We start from the raw sequence: 15,261 nt of genomic DNA on the forward strand, positions 1-15,261 counted from the left end.
GTCACAAAACTGCAAAACGGTCGCTCCGCAGCGATATGCCGTTGGTCCGGCTCGCTTGCGGTAAGCGCCAGGATAGGGAGAGATTGATGTTCCTCAAGCCGATCGCGTTGGGGGCTGCGGCTGCGCTTGCCCTTGCAAGCGCCGCTGTGGCGCAAACCCGGCTCAGCTTGTCCGAAGTGCTGCCGGACGGCAATTTCATGACGGAAAACGCCAAGAGATTCGCGGAGGCCGTCAAGGAGGCCACCGATGGCGAGGTCGTCATCAATGTCGCCTCCTCGGGGTCGCTGGGCTTCAAGGGGCCCGACCAGCTGGGTGCGGTTCGCGACGGGCTTGCCGACATGGCCGATATCAACATCAGCCAGCAGGTCGGGATGAACCCGCTGTTCGGCGCCGAGGGCGTGCCCTTCCTTGTCGAGTCGATGGAGGAACTGAAGGAATACCACGCCTTCCTGCGTCCCGAGTTCGAGAAGCTGGCCGAGCAATACAACCAGAAGATCCTCTATATGGTGCCGTCGCCGGCCCAGTATGTCTATCTGAAGACCCAGATCGACGATATCGGCGACTTCCGCGGCATCACGGTGCGCGGCGCCGACAAGAACACCGTCGATATCGTCAGCAGCCTTGGCATGGACGGCATCGCCATGCCCTGGGGCGAACTCTTGCCGGCGCTGGCCTCGGGCCGGGTCAGCGGCGTTGCGACCTCGGCCAGCTCGGGCGTGGACGGCAAGTTCTGGGAATTTCTCAGCCATATCTATCCGACCAACCATACCTGGGGGTCGAACGCGGTGACGATCAATCTCGAGTCCTGGAGCAGGCTCACGCCGGAACAGCAGGCCGCCATCGAGAAGGTCGCGGCCGAGCTTGAGCCGCAATTCTGGGAAAGCTCGCTTGAGAGCGACAAGAACAGCATCGAGATCATGACCGGCCACGGCATGCGGCTGGTCGAGCTTTCGGACGAGCTGAAGGCCCAGATCGCCGAGAAAGCCAAGCAGGTTCAGGCAGAGTTCTTCAGCCGCGTTCCCGCCGCCAAGCCGATCGCCGATGCCTATCTCGCGTCGAAAGGCGGCAACTGAGATGGCCGGAGAGCAGCATGTCGCCTCCGAGGCCGTCGCTGAACGCGGTGCTGTCGCTGCCCTGCAAAGGGCGGCGGACTTTGCCTCGCTGGTCGCGGCCTGGCTTGCCGGTCTCTGTGTCCTGGGCCTGACCCTGCTCGTGCTGATCGACACCGCGATGGCGTTGATCAGCCGTTATGTCCCGTCCTTTCCCACGGGCACCGGGATCGGCTGGGAATACAGCGCCTATCTGATGGGCGCGGCCTTCCTGCTCGGCTCGGGCATGACGCTGCGCGCGGGCCTGCAACTGCGGGTAGAGCTGCTGCTGTCGATGGGCAAGGGCCGCTACGCCCGGATGTTCGAGATATTCGCTGCCATCCTCGGCTCTGTTGTCACGCTTCCCCTGGCGGTCTGGCTTGCGCAGTTCACGCATCGCACCTGGAGCTATGGCGAGGTTTCCCAGGACAGTTTCACGCCGCTGTGGATCCCGCAGCTGGTGCTGACCATCGGCGCGGCCGTGCTGGCCTTGCAGATGGTTGCCCGACTCGTCACCGCCATCAGCGGCAACACTGTCGACAAACCCAGCCTCGGTGCCGCGAGCGCCATCGAGTAAGCCACCGCGCCCCTGCGCGCGAAACCAGGAATATCGGGGAGAAACATGGGCGCTATCGTCGCAAGCCTGTTCGGGCTTCTTTTCGGCACATTGGCCATCGGGGCCTGGATCGGAATCGCCTTGCTGGCCACGGCCATCGGCCTGGCAATGATGTTCACCGGCCTGCCCGTCGACAGGCTGTTTCCGCAATACCTGTTCAACATCCTGACCACGCCCGACCTGGTCGCGTTGCCGCTTTTCATCCTGATGGGCGAGTTCCTGTTTCGCACGCGCCTGTCGGAGACCCTGTTCAGCGGCCTGGCGCCCTGGGCGGGCCTGCTTCCGGGCCGGCTGCTGCATGTCAATGTCGTCGGCTGCTCGATCTTTGCGGCGATCTCGGGCTCCTCGGCCGCGACGACGCAGGTCGTCGGCCGCATGACCCTGAAGGAACTGCTGGCGCGGGGCTATTCGCCCGACCTGGCCATCGGCAGCCTTGCAGGTGCCGGCACGCTGGGATTCCTGATCCCGCCCTCGACGGTGATGATCATGTATGGCGTGCTGGCCAATGAATCGATCCTGCGGCTTTTCACCGCCGGCTTCATTCCGGGCGTCCTGCTTGCCCTGGTCTTTGCCGCCTACATCATGATCCGCGCCAGCGCCAAGCCCGACCTGGTGCCCGAGAACGAACGCGCCTTGCGCCACATGCCCTTCCGCCAGCGTCTTGCCGCCCTGCGGGATCTCGGCCCGGTCATGTTCCTGATCCTCTGCGTGCTGGGCTCGATGTATGGCGGGCTGGCGACCCCTTCCGAGGCCGCGGCGCTGGGCGTGGTCGGGGCGTTCCTCGTGTCGCTGTCGCAGGGCGCGCTGAACCTGCGGGTGCTGCGCGACATCATCCTGGGGACGGTGCAGACCTGCTCGGTCATGGGCATCATCATCCTTGGCGCATCGGTGCTGGGCAATATCACCTCGACCCTTGGCATTCCTGCCGCGGTTGCAAATGTCGTGACCGACTGGAACCTGTCGCCGATGTTGCTGATCGTGGCGCTGATCGTGCTGTATCTGGTGCTGGGGACCGCGCTTGAAGGCTTTTCGATGATCGCGACCACCCTGCCGGTGGTGCTGCCGCTGGTCGAGGCCGCGGGCTTCGACAAGATCTGGTTCGGCATCTTCATGGTGCTGGTGGTCGAGATGGCGCAGATCACGCCGCCGGTAGCCTTCAACTTCGCCGTCATCCAGAACATCACCGCCCGAAGCACGGCCTATATCGCAAGGGTCACCTTCCCCTTCCTGTTGATCATGATCGGCTTTGCGATCATGCTGGCGCTGTTTCCGGGGATCGTCACCTTCCTGCCCGACCTGCTGCTGGGCTGATCCCGTTTGGGCGTGGCGCCCTGGCCTTCTTGTCGGGGCGCCATGCAGGTCAGCTTTGACTGCCCGTTCCGTTGGCGCTATCAGAGGCGCCATGCCACGGCCTAACGCGCAGCTGCATTTCGATCATCAATCGGCGTCCCTCGGGGATGCGCTGTCCAGAGCAAAGAAGAATAATGAACACTGACACTAGGATCGGCCTGATCGGCCTGGGGACGATGGGTGCGGCGCTGGCGCTGAACATCGCCGAGAAGGGCTTTCCCATCGCGGTCTGGAACCGCACCGCCGAAGTGACCCGCCGCTTCCATGCCGAGGCCGGGGCGCTGGCGGAGCGCGTGGTCCCGACCGAAAGCCTGGCCGATCTGGTCGCCGCCATCGCGCCTCCTCGCGCCATCATCCTGATGGTCCCCGCCGGTCAGGCCGTCGACGACCAGATCGCGGCGCTGGCGCCGCTGCTCGGCCCCGAGGATCTGGTGATCGACGCCGGCAACGCCAATTTCCACGACACCAACCGCCGCGCCGCCGCCGGTCTGCCGATGCGCTTCCTGGGCATGGGCGTCTCGGGCGGCGAAGAGGGCGCGCGCCACGGCCCCGCCATCATGGGCGGCGGTGCCCGCGCCGACTGGGACCGCGTCGCCCCGGTCATGCAGGCCATCGCCGCCCGGGCCGAGGACGGCACCCCCTGCGCCACCTGGATGGGCGAGGCCGGCGCCGGCCATTTCGTCAAGACCGTCCACAACGGCATCGAATATGCCGACATGCAGATGATCGCCGAGGTCTACGGGCTGATGCGCGACGGGCTGGGCCTGCCGGCCGCCGCCATCGGCGAGACCTTCGCCGGCTGGAACGGGGGGGCGCTGAAATCCTACCTGGTCGAGATCTCTGCCGCCGTCGCCGGGGCCGCCGATCCGCTGACCGGCGCGCCGATGCTGGACGTGATCCTGGACGCCGCCGGGCAGAAGGGCACCGGGCGCTGGACCGCGATCGAGGCGCAGCACCTCGCCGCGCCGATCCCGGTGATCGAGGCGGCGGTGATGGCGCGCAACGTCTCGGCCCGCCTCGGCGAGCGCAAGGCGGGCGAGGCGCGCTTCGGCGCCGCCCCGCAGGCGCTGGACCTGGCGCTGCCCGAGCTGGAGGCGGCGCTGATCGCCGGCAAGATCCTGTGCTATGCGCAGGGTTTCGCGATGATCGAGGCCGCCGGCCGCGCCTTCGGCTGGCAGCTTGACCTGCCGGGGATCGCGCGGGTCTGGCGGGCGGGCTGCATCATCCGCTCGGCCATGCTGAACGACATGGCCACGGCGCTGGCCGAGGATCCGTCGCGCAACCTGGCGCTGGCGCCCTTCTTCGCCGAGAAGCTCGAGACCGCGATGCCGGCGCTGCGGCAGGTGGTGGCGCAGGGGATCATGGCCGGCCACGCGCTGCCGGCGCTGGCCTCGGGGCTGGGCTGGTTCGACATGATGCGCACCGGCCGCGGCACCGCGAACATGATCCAGGCGCAGCGCGACTTCTTCGGCGCGCATGGCTTCGACCGTCTGGACGGCCAGGACAGCCATCACGGGCCATGGGGCGGAAAGGCGTGAACCGGGCGGCCAGGGCGGTCTTGGCCGCAGGCGGCCAATCCGGCATGGGCAAAGCCGCCTGACCGGGACAGCCCCGCCGCCGAAGCCCTGGCCCCAGATGTTTTCGGGCCAGATGTTTTCGGGGGTGATGATCTGGAACGGCACGATGCGCAGGATCATCGGGGATCGACGTTTCTGCCCCAGCGCCTCGAGCATGGTGCTGATCTGCTCCTGCGAGATCTGCCCGCGCGGATGATACGGGACCGCGGCGATCGGGCCTGCGTTCAGGCCCTTGCGCGCCTCGGAGCCGACATCGCGGCAGACGATGCGGATCTTCCTTTCGCCGTTCGGCCGAACTTTCACGGATCGCGCGCAGCACGCCGGAAATGCCGCCGCGGATCACGTGGCCCCGATGAGGTCCGTCCTGGCATCGCCGGCGCGGGACGTGACGCGCGACCAGATCGTCCAGACGATGGTCGGGCGCGAAATCACCGACACATGCGGCTGTGGGCATCCTGTCGGCGCCGCGCCATCGCGCCCGGAGCGGCGAGGGACAGCATGTCGAACTGGCCCTGGTGGACAGCCGGGTCGCCTGGCGGAGCAACGCGGGCATGAACGGCCTGATTTCGGGCAGGATGCCGCCAAGATGCGGCAATGCGCATCCGAACATCGCGCCAGCCAGGTCTATGCGGTCGCGGATGGCCATGTGATCCTGGCGCAACCCGCGAGATGCGCATCGAGATGACCGGGCCGGAAGGGGTCCGGGTGCCGATGATCGGCAAGCCCCTGAAGCTCCCGCGCACCGCCGTCAGCTATCGGCTGTCGCCGCCGCATCTGGGCGAGCATGACGGGGAAAGCCGCGCGGCCGTGGGCATTCCCGGGGCAGGGTAATACGCAAGGATCGGAATATAAACGATTTCATTCCATGCCCCGCAAGCATGACCAGAAGGGCGCGGTCCTGCCGGGAATTTTTCAAGACGACTGGTCTAATTATTTTGGATTTGAGGAGGACTCCGGTCTAAAAAAGCATATGGAAGAAACAAGGAACGCAGGTCTGCCGCGCAGGCGAGGCCGTCCCCGAAAAGACCAGAGCCGGCCGGATGCACCGCGCATGCTGCTTGTGCGGGCCGGCCTGGCGGTCCTGACGGAAAAGGGGTTCAGCACCGTCAGCATCGATGAGATCCTTTCCTCGGCCGGGGTGCCCAAGGGATCATTCTACCATTACTTCGACAGCAAGGATGCCTTCGGCCTGGCGCTGGTCGATGCCTATGCGGATTTTTTCGCCCGCAAGCTCGATCATTGGCTGGGCGCAGAAAATCGCCCGCCGCTGGAACGGTTGCGCGACTTCTTTGCGGATGCAAAGGCGGGGATGGCGCGTTTCGATTACCGGCGGGGCTGCCTGATCGGCAATCTCGGGCAGGAAATGGGCGTGCTGCCGGCCGCCTTCCGCGAGCGCCTGGCCGCGGTGTTCCGGGATTGGGAAGGACGGACCGCGACCTGTCTTCGGGCGGCGCAGGCGGCAGGCCAGATCGCAAGGGATGCGGATTGCGACCGGCTTGCCAGGTTCTTCTGGATCGGCTGGGAAGGCGCGGTCCTGCGGGCGAAGCTTGAGCGAAGCCCGGCCCCGCTTGACGATTTCGCAGAGGGCTTTCTGGCCATGCTGCGGTCCGGATCCGAAACCTCCAAGGGACAGCCGACATGTTCAAAGCGATACTGATCGAGAAGGATGAGAACGGGCAGCGGGTCTCGCTGTCCGAACTGGACGAAAGCCGGTTGCCCGAGGGCGACGTCACGGTTCGCATCGCCTGCTCGACCCTGAACTACAAGGATGCGCTGGCGATTACCGGCAAGGGGCCGGTGGTCAGAAGGTTTCCCATGGTGCCAGGGATCGATTTCGCCGGTGTCGTCGAACAATCGACCGACCCCTTTTTCCGGCCCGGAGACAAGGTGGTCTTGAATGGCTGGGGCCTGGGCGAGGTGCATTGGGGCGGGTTGTCCGAGCTTGCCCGTGTGAAGGGCGATTGGCTGATCCCCCTGGAGCCCGCGTTCAGCTTTTCCCGGGCAATGAGCATCGGCACCGCGGGATATACCGCGATGCTATGCGTGATGGCGCTGGAGCGCCATGGCGTCAGGCCCGAAAGCGGCGAAGTGCTGGTGACCGGCGCCGTGGGGGGCGTGGGCAGCGTGGCGGTCGCGGTGCTGGCCAAGCTGGGCTACGAGGTGGCCGCCGTGACCGGGCGCGTCGAGGAGAGCGAGTATCTGGCCAGGCTGGGCGCCAAGCGCATCCTGCCCCGGTCCGATTTCAACCAGCAGGGCAAGCCGCTTGCCAGTGAGCAATGGGCGGGTGCGATCGACGTGGTGGGCGGGCATGTGCTGGCCAATGTCTGCGCCTCCATGAAATACCGGGGCGTTGTCGCGGCCTGCGGCCTTGCCGGGGGCATGGCGTTCCCGGCCACGGTCGCCCCCTTCATTCTGCGCGGTGTCACCCTTGCGGGGATCGACAGCGTCATGTGCCCCCTGGACGAGCGGCGCGAGGCCTGGCGGCGGCTGGCTGAGGATCTCGATCCGGCGCTTCTGGATGGCATGACGCAGCATGTCGCAATCGAGGAGGTGATCGGGGTTTCCGAACAGCTGATCGCCGGTGCCATGCGCGGCCGCGTCGTCGTGCCGATCGCCAATCCCTGACATTCCAAGAAAGGAAAGCACATGAGCAACGGTCAACCCGCCATCAGCCGGTTTCCGGTCCCGACAATCGAGGAAATGCCCGAGGATATCCGCGATCGCATTCTGGCGGTGCAGGAAAAGTCCGGCTTCATTCCGAACGTCTTCTTGGCACTGGCACATCGTCCCGACGAATTCCGGGCCTTCTTCGCCTATCATGACGCGCTGATGGACAAGCCCGGCAATCTCAGCAAGGCCGAGCGCGAGATGATCGTCGTGGCGACCAGCAGTCTCAACCAATGCCAGTATTGCGTCGTCGCTCACGGGGCCATCCTGCGCATCCGCGCCAAGAACGCGCTGATCGCCGATCAGGTCGCCGTCAACTATCGCAAGGCCGATATCACCCCGCGCCAGAAGGCGATGCTCGACTTTGCGGTCAGGGTGTCGCAACAGGCCCATGATGTGGGGGAAAGCGATCTGCAGGCCTTGAAGGCACATGGTTTCACCGAGGAGGATGCCTGGGACATCGCGGCCATTTCAGCCTTTTTCGGCATGTCCAACCGTTTGGCCAATGTGACAAGCATGCGTCCCAACGACGAATTCTATGCCCTTGGCCGCTGACTTCAGGCCGGCGGGCAGCTTGCGCTCCGCGTCGGATGCCGCCGATTCGCGCATGAACGATCGGCCGCAGGGTTGATGCGCGCCGCGGGTCGTGCGGTCGCCATCCGGTCCCGAGGAAGCCGTGCCGGCCTTTCGCCCGGCGCGATCCTCGAGGTGACGGCGCGGCTGCCGCGTGGGACCATGCCGCCATGCCCACGCTGTTGACACCGGCCCGGGTCGATGGATTGCTGCAGCCGCACCATATCGCCTGGGGGGATGCATGACGCGGTTTTCTGCCAATCTGGGCTTTCTCTGGACCGATCTGCCGCTGCCGCAGGCGATCCGCGCCGCCCATCGTGCCGGTTTCGATGCGGTCGAATGCCATTGGCCCCATGACCTGCCTGCCGCCGATCTGGCTGCTGCGCTGGCCGAGACCGGGTTGCCGATGCTGGGCCTGAATACCCGGCGCGGCCGGCCGGGCGAAAACGGGCTTGCCGCGCTGCCGGGGCGCGAGGCCGAGGCGCGGGCCGAGATCGGGCGCAGCGTCGACTATGCCGCTGCCATCGGTTGCGGTGCGGTGCATGTCATGGCGGGCCAGGCCGAGGGGCCGGCCGCCGAGCGCGTCTTTCGCGCCAACCTGGATCATGCCTGCCGGCTGGCGCGGCCGCTTGGCATCACTATCCTGATCGAGCCGCTGAACCGCTACGATGCGCCGGGCTACTTCCTGACCGGCTCGGACCAGGCGGCACGGATCATCGAGGCGGCCGGGCATGACAACCTGCGGCTGATGTTCGACTGCTATCACCTGCAGATCATGGAGGGCGACATCACGCGCCGGCTGCGGGCGCATCGCGACATCCTGGGCCATGTGCAGATCGCCTCGGTCCCGGATCGCGGTCCGCCCGACTCGGGCGAGCTGGACCATCGCCACATTTGCGCGGTTCTGGACGAGCTGGGCTGGACGCGGCCGGTCGGCGCCGAATACCGTCCCGGCGGACCGACCGAGGCCACGCTGGGATGGCTGGACATCTTGCGATCCCCCGGCCGGTCCTAGAACCCGTCACGTCTGGCGGCTGTTTCCGGCTCCGGCCCCTTGTCATGCAGCGTCTGGGGCAGCGGGCGCCGGCCGGGCTTTTTCAGGCCAGCATCCGCGTATCGCCGCAGATCGAGATCGCCTGTCCCGAAATATGGCGTCCGAGCGGCGAGGCAAGATAGATTGCCTGCGCGGCGATGGCCTCGGCGGGCACGTATTCCTTGATCGAGGTATAGCGGAAGGCTTCCGCCTCGACCTCGGCAAAGCTGATATTGCGCTGCTGTGCCTTGGCTTCCAGCACCCGGCGCTGCCGGTCGCCGGCGACGAGCCCGGGCAGAATGGCGTTGACCCGGATGCCGCTCTCGCCCAGTTCGATGGCCAGCGATTTCGTCAGTCCGATGACGCCCCATTTCGCGGCGGCATAAGGGGTGCGCAGCGCGAATCCGACGCGGCCCGCGACCGAGGACAGGTTGATGATCGAGGGATTTCCGCTTACCCGAAGCGCGCCCACCGCGGCGGCGGCGCTCAGGAACTGGCTGGTCAGCACGATGTCCAGCGTCCGCCGCCAATCGGCAGGGTCGATGTCTTCGATCCGGGCGGTCGGCCCGGCGATCCCGGCATTGTTGACCAGGCAGTCCAGCCCGCCCAGATGGGCGATGGCATCGCGGACAAATCCCGTGAGCGCCGCTTCGTCGGCGACATCGATCTGCCGGGCGAAAACCCCTGCGGGCAGCGATGCCAGCGCCGCCGCGTCGATGTCGCAGGTCGCCACCGTCATGCCGGCCTCGGTCATCGCATCGACGATGGCGCGCCCGATGCCGGATGCCCCGGCGGTGACGATGGCGCGCTGGCCTTCGAGTTGATGCGTCATGGTTGGCTTTCCCCCGCATGTGCCAGATGTTCCAGGATGATCTCGGCCGCCGTGGTGATGTCTAGGCGGATCGCCGCCGCCGCCGCCTCGCGGTCGCGCGCTTGCAGCGCCTCGACCAGCTGGCCGTGGGCATCGACGGAATGGCTGGCGCGTTCGATCGCGTTATGTGGCCCCAGATCCAGCGAGATCATCGGCCCGGCCCGCAGCCATGAGATCGCAATCAACTGCCGCAGGCTGGGCGAGCGCGCCTCGTCATAAAGCGTGAAATGCAGGCGGCGGTTCAGGGTCAGCGCCTCGGCCCGGTTGTTGGCGCTGAGTTCACGGCTGAACTGTTCGTGCAATTCGCGGATGCGGTGAATGGCGGATTCGGGGATGCGGTCGGTTGCCAGCCGCGCGGCCTCGCATTCCAGCAGCACGCGCGTGCGGACCAGGTCGCGCAGATCCTCGGGCGCCATGGCCGGCACGATCACTGCCTTGTTGCGCTGAATCGCCAGCGCGCCCTGTGCGATCAGCCGTCCGATCGCCTCGCGAACCGGCATGGTCGAAACGCCCAGATGTTCGCCCAATTCGCGGATCGAGGTGCGGCTGCTGGGCTTCAGCGTGCCGTCCAGCAGCATTTCCGCAATGGCATCATAGACTTGCCCGGTCAGGGACACGGTTTTCAATGGGCGGGGCGGGCTGCTTAGTTCGGTCATTGACAAAGGGCCGCTTTCGATTCCAGTATGATCTGTGATCACACTGATGGGGCGAAAAGTCAAGCCTGTGCAGGCAATCACCCCGCGGTTTCATGGGAGGAGAAGACATGATCAGAACGATTGGCCGGCGACAGCTGCTCAAGACCGGAACGGCGGCGGGGCTTGTGACGCTGGCCGCGCCGGGGCTTTTGCGCGCGCAAAGCGACCCGGTGGTCCTGGGCCATCTGACCCCGCGCACGGGTTTCCTGGGCCCGATGGGCGAATATGCGGTGATGGCCGTGGATCTTGCGGTCGAGGAGATCAACGCCAAGGGCGGCATCAACGGCCGTCCGCTGACCGTGGTGAAGGAGGATTCCGTCAACCCCCAGACCGCCACCACCAAGGCCGAGCGCATGGTCGAGCGCGGCGATCTGGCGATGATCATCGGCGAGATCTCTTCGGCCTCGGCGCTGTCCATCGCGCAGGTGACGGCGCGGGCGAACAAGCTGTTCATCAACACCGGCGCCAATTCGGACACGCTGCGCGGCAGCGACTGCAAGCGCACCATGTTCCATACCGAGGCGCAGAACGTCATGTATGTGAACGCCGAGGGCCAGTATTTCCTTCAGAACGACATGGTGAAGGACAAGAAATGGTTCATCCTCAGCTCCGACTACGCTTTCGGGCACGACCTGCGCCACGGTGCGCTTGGCTTTCTTGAACGGAACGGCGGGCAGGCGGTCGGCGACGAGCTGATCCCGACCGATGCGACCGATTTCTCGTCGCATCTGCTGAACATCCGCAATGTCCAGCCCGACCTGATCGTCGTGAACCTGGCCGGCACTTCGGGGGCCAGCTTCATGAAACAATATGGCGAGTTCGGCCTGGACATCCCGCTGGGCGGCTTCGACTATAACAGCAGCATCGCATGGGCGACCGGGCCGCAGGATTTCAAGGGCACTTGGCCCTGCATCTGGACCCACCAGGTGCAGACCGATGCCTCGCAGGCCTTTGCGCAGGCCTTCCAGGCGAAATATGGCAAGCCCGCGGAAAACCAGGCCTATTCCGACTATATCGCCGTGCGCATCGCTGCCGAGGCGATCGCGAAGACCGGCGGCACCGACACTGCGGCGCTGATCGAGTTTCTGGAAGACCCGGCGACCGAGTTCGACATCCTCAAGGATCGCAAGGGCCGCTTCGACACCGCGACGCACCAGCTTTTGCAAGAGGTCTATGCCGTCACCGCCCTCGATCCGTCCGAGGCGCAGAACGAATGGGACATCTTCACCACCTCGGGCGCGCTGCCCGGCGCGGAGGTGCCGCTGGATGAGCTGATCAAGGGCGCGGTCGGCGGCGACTGCACCTTCTGATCCCGGAAAAACCCGCAAGGGCAGGGCGCGTCCGGGCGACGCGCCCGATCATCTCGCATGATAACGGGGATGCTTCATGACATTGGTCTTTCTTTCGCAGCTTCTGAACGGGTTGCTTGACGGCTTCTATTACATGCTGATCGCGCTGGGGCTGTCGCTGATCTTTTCGCTTGGGGGGATCGTCAACCTTGCGCATGGAGCGTTCTTCACGCTTGGCGCCTATCTGGCGCTGGTGCTGACGCCGCATATCGGTTTCTTCGGCGCGCTGATCGTCGGCCCGCTGATCGCGGCGGGCGTCGCGATGGTGGTCGAGCGCACGCTGTTCGCCCGTTTCTACCGCGAGGATCCGCTTTATTCGCTGCTGCTGACCTTTGCGCTTTCGATGATCATCGAACAGAGCCTGCGCTGGTATTTCGGCGCCTCGCCACGCGCCTATTCCATGCCCAATGAACTGCGCGGGCAGGTCTTCATGGGCGATTTCGTCTATTCGCGCTATCGCTTCTTCCTGATCGGCATCGCCATCGCGACGGTGGCGGCGGTCTGGGTGCTGCTGAACAGGACCGCCTTCGGGCGCATCGTGCGGGCGGGCATCCAGAACCCCGACATCCTCGGCACGCTGGGGATTTCGCTGCGGCCCTATCTGTCGGCGGTGGTGGCCATCGCCATTGCCATCGCGGCGCTCGCGGGCGTGCTGATGGCGCCCCTGCAGCCCGTCCACCCGATGATGGGGGTCGAGGTCGGGACGGCCGCCTTCGTCGTCGTGGTGATCGGGGGGCTGGGCTCGTTCTGGGGCGTGGTCGTGGCCGCGCTGCTGGTCGGGCTGGTCAAGGGGCTGATGATCGGCATCGGCTATACGCAATATTCGATGCTGGCCATCTACCTGCTGATGCTCGTCGTGCTGTTCCTGCGGCCGCGCGGGCTGCTGGGCGAACGCATCACCCGCTTTGAATAGGTTTCAGATGACTTCCCAAAAATTCCTGGCGGTGAAGAACCTGCTGATCGTGGCGCTGGCGCTGGTGGTGCTGCCGGTCCTGCTGAGCCGGATCGGGCTGGGTGCCAATTCCGCGGTCGAGGTGGTGATCTTCGCGCTGGCCGCAATGGGGCTCAACGTGCTGGTGGGCTATACCGGCCTGGTGTCCTTCGGACATGGCATCTGGTTCGGGACGGCGGCCTATGTCGCGGGTCTGACCGCGCGGTCGTTGGGCAATGCCAGCATGGCGGTTGCGCTGATCGTCGCGGTGGCCGCGACGGCGCTGGTCGCGGCGCTTGTCGGCTTTCTGGTGCTGCGGCGGCGCGGGGTCTATTTCTCGCTGATGACGCTGGCGCTTTCGGCGATGGGCTTTCAACTGGCCTTTCGCTGGACCGACGTGACCGGGGGCGAGAACGGCCTCGGCGGGATCGAGCGCCCGGCGCTGCTGGACAACAACCTCAATTTCTACGTCTTCGTGGCCCTGCTGGGTTTTGCGGTGATCGTGCTGCTTCAGCGGGTGCTGCAATCGCCCTTCGGCTCGGTCCTGGAGGCGATCCGCGAAAACGATGGCCGCGCGCAGGCGCTTGGCTACGATGTGCGCCGCTACAAGCTGAAAGCCTTCGTCCTCTCGGCCGTGATCACCGGGTTGGCCGGGGCGCTTCTGCTTTACAAGAACCGCATGACCTCGGCCGAGCCGATGTCGATCATCTTCTCGGGCGAGCTGCTGGCCATGGTCGTGATCGGCGGAATGCGCGGCTATCTGGGGCCGGCGCTCGGCGCGCTGTTCTATATCCTCTTCCGCGAATACCTGTCGATGTATACCGAGAACTGGCTGCTCTGGTTCGGCCTGATCTTCCTGGGCTTCGTGATCTTCGCGCGGCAGGGCATGATCGGCATCGGCGCGCAGTTCCGCCGCCGCTTCTTTCCCGAGCCCGAGATCGGGGCGGCCATGGCCGACCGAAGGACCGGCGACTATCCCTTGCCCCGTGCCATCGCCGGGCGCGATGGCGGCGGCGGCGACGTGCTGGTGGCGGAAGGAATCTCCAAGAATTTTCGCGCGATCAAGGCGGTCGACGATGTCTCGCTGCGGGTCAGGGACCGCACGCTTCACGCCCTGCTTGGTCCCAACGGTGCCGGCAAGACCACGGCGTTCAACCTGATGTCGGGGATCGTTCCGACCAGTGCGGGCCGGGTCTCGTTGCTGGGGCAGGACATTTCGGGACAGTCGGCGGACCGCATATCGAACCTCGGGCTGGGACGATCCTTCCAGATCACCAACCTCTTCCCCGAGCTGACCGTGCGCGAGAATATCCGCCTGGCCGTTCAGGCCCGAGATCCCAGCCGCAACTCCATGCTGCGCTCGACCGCCAGCGTTGCGCAGGTCCATGAAAAGGTCGAGGAGATGATCAACTGGGTCGGTCTGGCCGGAATGGAGAATGCCCGCGCCGGTTCGCTGTCCTATGGCGGGCAGCGGCTGCTGGACCTGGGCCTGGCGCTGGCGACCGAGCCGCGCATCCTGCTGGCGGACGAACCCCTTGCCGGTCTTTCGGTGGCCGAGCGCGAGCGGGTGGGCCTGCTGATCAAGGACGTCTCGAAAAGCTTGCCGGTGCTGCTGGTCGAGCATGACATCGACCGCGTGTTCGAGCTTGCCGACCACGTCACCGTCATGGCCGACGGCAAGGTGCTGGTCGATGGCACGGTGGACGATGCCCGCAACTCGCGCGAGGTGCGCGACATCTATATCGGCTCGGGCACCAGCGCGGTCGCCGCCTCGGCGCGGCAGGGGCAATTCTCGGCGGAACGGATCCTCAGGCTCGACAAGGTGAACCTGCATTACGGCAAGAGCCATATCCTGCAGGATGTCAGCTTCGATCTGCACAAGGGCGAGATCCTGGCGCTGCTGGGCCGCAACGGCGCGGGGAAATCCTCGGTGCTGAAGGCGGTTACGGGGATCGTGGCGCCGTCCTCGGGCTCGGTGGGGCTGATGGAGCACGAGCTTGCGGGCCTGTCCAGCGCCCGGATCGCGCGGCTCGGCATCGGCTATGTGCCGCAGGGCCGGGGGCTTTTCGCCGGAATGACCGTGCGCGAGAACCTGGAACTGGGCCGCATCCGCCGCCAGACGGGCGAGGGCACGCATTGGTCGCTGGAGGAAATCCTGGAATATTTCCCGCGCCTGCGCGAGCGCCTGGATACGCCCGCCGACAGCATGTCGGGCGGCGAGCAGCAGATGGCCGCGGTGGCCCGCGCGCTGTCGGGCGACATCCGCGTCCTGCTGCTGGACGAGCCCTTCGAGGGGTTGGCCCCGGCGGTGGTCGAGCAGCTGTTCCGTACCTTCGACAAGCTGCGCGACCGGCTGTCGATCGTGATCGTGGACCATAACCTCGACCTGGCGCTGGCGCTGTCGGACCGCACCATCGTGCTGGAGCGCGGTCGCGTGCTGCATGAAATCGAATCCCGCCGCATCGCCGAGGATATCGAGCTGCGGCGCGAAATGCTGTGGATGTAGGGGGG

The 15,261-nt window shown here is 65.9% G+C and carries 15 protein-coding genes; 13 read left to right on the forward strand and 2 right to left on the reverse strand.

What is annotated here, in order from left to right; translation table 11 throughout:
* Window positions 1-86: 86 nt before the first annotated feature.
* The 10 genes from ACDP63_RS12160 (at window position 87) to ACDP63_RS12205 (ending at window position 8,886) form a co-directional block, all read left to right on the forward strand.
* Entirely contained in the window at window positions 87-1,073 is a 987-nt protein-coding gene (locus ACDP63_RS12160) for a TRAP transporter substrate-binding protein (protein WP_036747373.1), read from the forward strand.
* Between the two features lies 1 nt (window position 1,074).
* Window positions 1,075-1,665 (forward strand): TRAP transporter small permease subunit, encoded by a 591-nt coding sequence (locus tag ACDP63_RS12165; protein ID WP_024844166.1) that lies wholly within the window; start codon window positions 1,075-1,077, stop codon window positions 1,663-1,665.
* A gap of 45 nt (window positions 1,666-1,710) precedes the next feature.
* Window positions 1,711-3,015, forward strand: coding sequence for a TRAP transporter large permease (locus tag ACDP63_RS12170; RefSeq protein WP_123130179.1), 1,305 nt, complete (start codon window positions 1,711-1,713; stop codon window positions 3,013-3,015).
* 173 nt (window positions 3,016-3,188) lie between these two features.
* The gene (gene gndA, locus ACDP63_RS12175; protein WP_024844164.1) at window positions 3,189-4,592 is read left to right on the forward strand and encodes an NADP-dependent phosphogluconate dehydrogenase; all 1,404 of its coding nucleotides are present in this window, start codon (window positions 3,189-3,191) and stop codon (window positions 4,590-4,592) included.
* Between the two features lie 485 nt (window positions 4,593-5,077).
* On the forward strand, window positions 5,078-5,281 hold the full coding sequence (locus ACDP63_RS12180) for a CoA transferase (RefSeq protein ID WP_024844163.1): 204 nt from the start codon (window positions 5,078-5,080) through the stop codon (window positions 5,279-5,281).
* A gap of 19 nt (window positions 5,282-5,300) precedes the next feature.
* A complete protein-coding gene (locus ACDP63_RS12185; RefSeq protein WP_179921640.1) occupies window positions 5,301-5,462 on the forward strand; it encodes a hypothetical protein in 162 nt (53 codons plus the stop codon).
* Complete coding sequence (locus ACDP63_RS12190; RefSeq protein WP_409928088.1) at window positions 5,416-6,288, forward strand: TetR/AcrR family transcriptional regulator; 873 nt, start codon at window positions 5,416-5,418, stop codon at window positions 6,286-6,288. Before ACDP63_RS12185 ends, ACDP63_RS12190 begins: the two co-directional genes overlap by 47 nt.
* The gene (locus ACDP63_RS12195) at window positions 6,270-7,256 is read left to right on the forward strand and encodes an MDR family oxidoreductase (protein WP_074990559.1); all 987 of its coding nucleotides are present in this window, start codon (window positions 6,270-6,272) and stop codon (window positions 7,254-7,256) included. Before ACDP63_RS12190 ends, ACDP63_RS12195 begins: the two co-directional genes overlap by 19 nt.
* 21 nt (window positions 7,257-7,277) lie before the next feature.
* Window positions 7,278-7,853, forward strand: a complete 576-nt coding sequence (locus tag ACDP63_RS12200) for a peroxidase-related enzyme (protein WP_024844160.1) — start codon at window positions 7,278-7,280, stop codon at window positions 7,851-7,853.
* Between the two features lie 259 nt (window positions 7,854-8,112).
* Window positions 8,113-8,886: a hydroxypyruvate isomerase family protein gene (locus ACDP63_RS12205; RefSeq protein ID WP_024844159.1), complete on the forward strand. Its 774-nt coding sequence runs from the start codon at window positions 8,113-8,115 to the stop codon at window positions 8,884-8,886.
* A gap of 82 nt (window positions 8,887-8,968) precedes the next feature.
* Here ACDP63_RS12205 and ACDP63_RS12210 read toward each other — a convergent pair whose 3' ends face one another.
* Window positions 8,969-9,736: an SDR family oxidoreductase gene (locus ACDP63_RS12210; RefSeq protein ID WP_024844158.1), complete on the reverse strand. Its 768-nt coding sequence runs from the start codon at window positions 9,734-9,736 to the stop codon at window positions 8,969-8,971.
* Entirely contained in the window at window positions 9,733-10,392 is a 660-nt protein-coding gene (locus ACDP63_RS12215) for a GntR family transcriptional regulator (protein WP_231486682.1), read from the reverse strand. The genes ACDP63_RS12210 and ACDP63_RS12215 overlap by 4 nt, the downstream gene beginning before the upstream one ends.
* A gap of 146 nt (window positions 10,393-10,538) precedes the next feature.
* Between ACDP63_RS12215 and ACDP63_RS12220 the strand changes: the two genes are divergently transcribed.
* The 3 genes from ACDP63_RS12220 (at window position 10,539) to ACDP63_RS12230 (ending at window position 15,256) form a co-directional block, all read left to right on the forward strand.
* Window positions 10,539-11,780 (forward strand): ABC transporter substrate-binding protein, encoded by a 1,242-nt coding sequence (locus tag ACDP63_RS12220; RefSeq protein WP_024844156.1) that lies wholly within the window; start codon window positions 10,539-10,541, stop codon window positions 11,778-11,780.
* 76 nt (window positions 11,781-11,856) lie between these two features.
* On the forward strand, window positions 11,857-12,732 hold the full coding sequence (locus tag ACDP63_RS12225) for a branched-chain amino acid ABC transporter permease (RefSeq protein WP_409928089.1): 876 nt from the start codon (window positions 11,857-11,859) through the stop codon (window positions 12,730-12,732).
* Window positions 12,733-12,739: 7 nt separating this feature from the next.
* Window positions 12,740-15,256: a branched-chain amino acid ABC transporter ATP-binding protein/permease gene (locus tag ACDP63_RS12230; RefSeq protein WP_024844154.1), complete on the forward strand. Its 2,517-nt coding sequence runs from the start codon at window positions 12,740-12,742 to the stop codon at window positions 15,254-15,256.
* The last annotated feature ends 5 nt before the right edge of the window (window positions 15,257-15,261 follow it).

The sequence above is a fragment of the Paracoccus sp. P2 genome (assembly GCF_046335115.1).
GTDB lineage: Bacteria > Pseudomonadota > Alphaproteobacteria > Rhodobacterales > Rhodobacteraceae > Paracoccus > Paracoccus pantotrophus.

Excerpts from the sequence above, each read along its gene's own strand:
- ACDP63_RS12160 (WP_036747373.1), top strand. The coding sequence starts at position 87 with ATGTTCCTCAAGCCGATCGCGTTGGGGGCTGCGGCTGCGCTTGCCCTT.
- ACDP63_RS12165 (WP_024844166.1), top strand. The coding sequence starts at position 1,075 with ATGGCCGGAGAGCAGCATGTCGCCTCCGAGGCCGTCGCTGAACGCGGT.
- ACDP63_RS12170 (WP_123130179.1), top strand. The coding sequence starts at position 1,711 with ATGGGCGCTATCGTCGCAAGCCTGTTCGGGCTTCTTTTCGGCACATTG.
- gndA (WP_024844164.1), top strand. The coding sequence starts at position 3,189 with ATGAACACTGACACTAGGATCGGCCTGATCGGCCTGGGGACGATGGGT.
- ACDP63_RS12185 (WP_179921640.1), top strand. The coding sequence starts at position 5,301 with ATGCGCATCGAGATGACCGGGCCGGAAGGGGTCCGGGTGCCGATGATC.
- ACDP63_RS12190 (WP_409928088.1), top strand. The coding sequence starts at position 5,416 with ATGACGGGGAAAGCCGCGCGGCCGTGGGCATTCCCGGGGCAGGGTAAT.
- ACDP63_RS12195 (WP_074990559.1), top strand. The coding sequence starts at position 6,270 with ATGTTCAAAGCGATACTGATCGAGAAGGATGAGAACGGGCAGCGGGTC.
- ACDP63_RS12200 (WP_024844160.1), top strand. The coding sequence starts at position 7,278 with ATGAGCAACGGTCAACCCGCCATCAGCCGGTTTCCGGTCCCGACAATC.
- ACDP63_RS12205 (WP_024844159.1), top strand. The coding sequence starts at position 8,113 with ATGACGCGGTTTTCTGCCAATCTGGGCTTTCTCTGGACCGATCTGCCG.
- ACDP63_RS12210 (WP_024844158.1), bottom strand. The coding sequence starts at position 9,736 with ATGACGCATCAACTCGAAGGCCAGCGCGCCATCGTCACCGCCGGGGCA.
- ACDP63_RS12220 (WP_024844156.1), top strand. The coding sequence starts at position 10,539 with ATGATCAGAACGATTGGCCGGCGACAGCTGCTCAAGACCGGAACGGCG.
- ACDP63_RS12225 (WP_409928089.1), top strand. The coding sequence starts at position 11,857 with ATGACATTGGTCTTTCTTTCGCAGCTTCTGAACGGGTTGCTTGACGGC.
- ACDP63_RS12230 (WP_024844154.1), top strand. The coding sequence starts at position 12,740 with ATGACTTCCCAAAAATTCCTGGCGGTGAAGAACCTGCTGATCGTGGCG.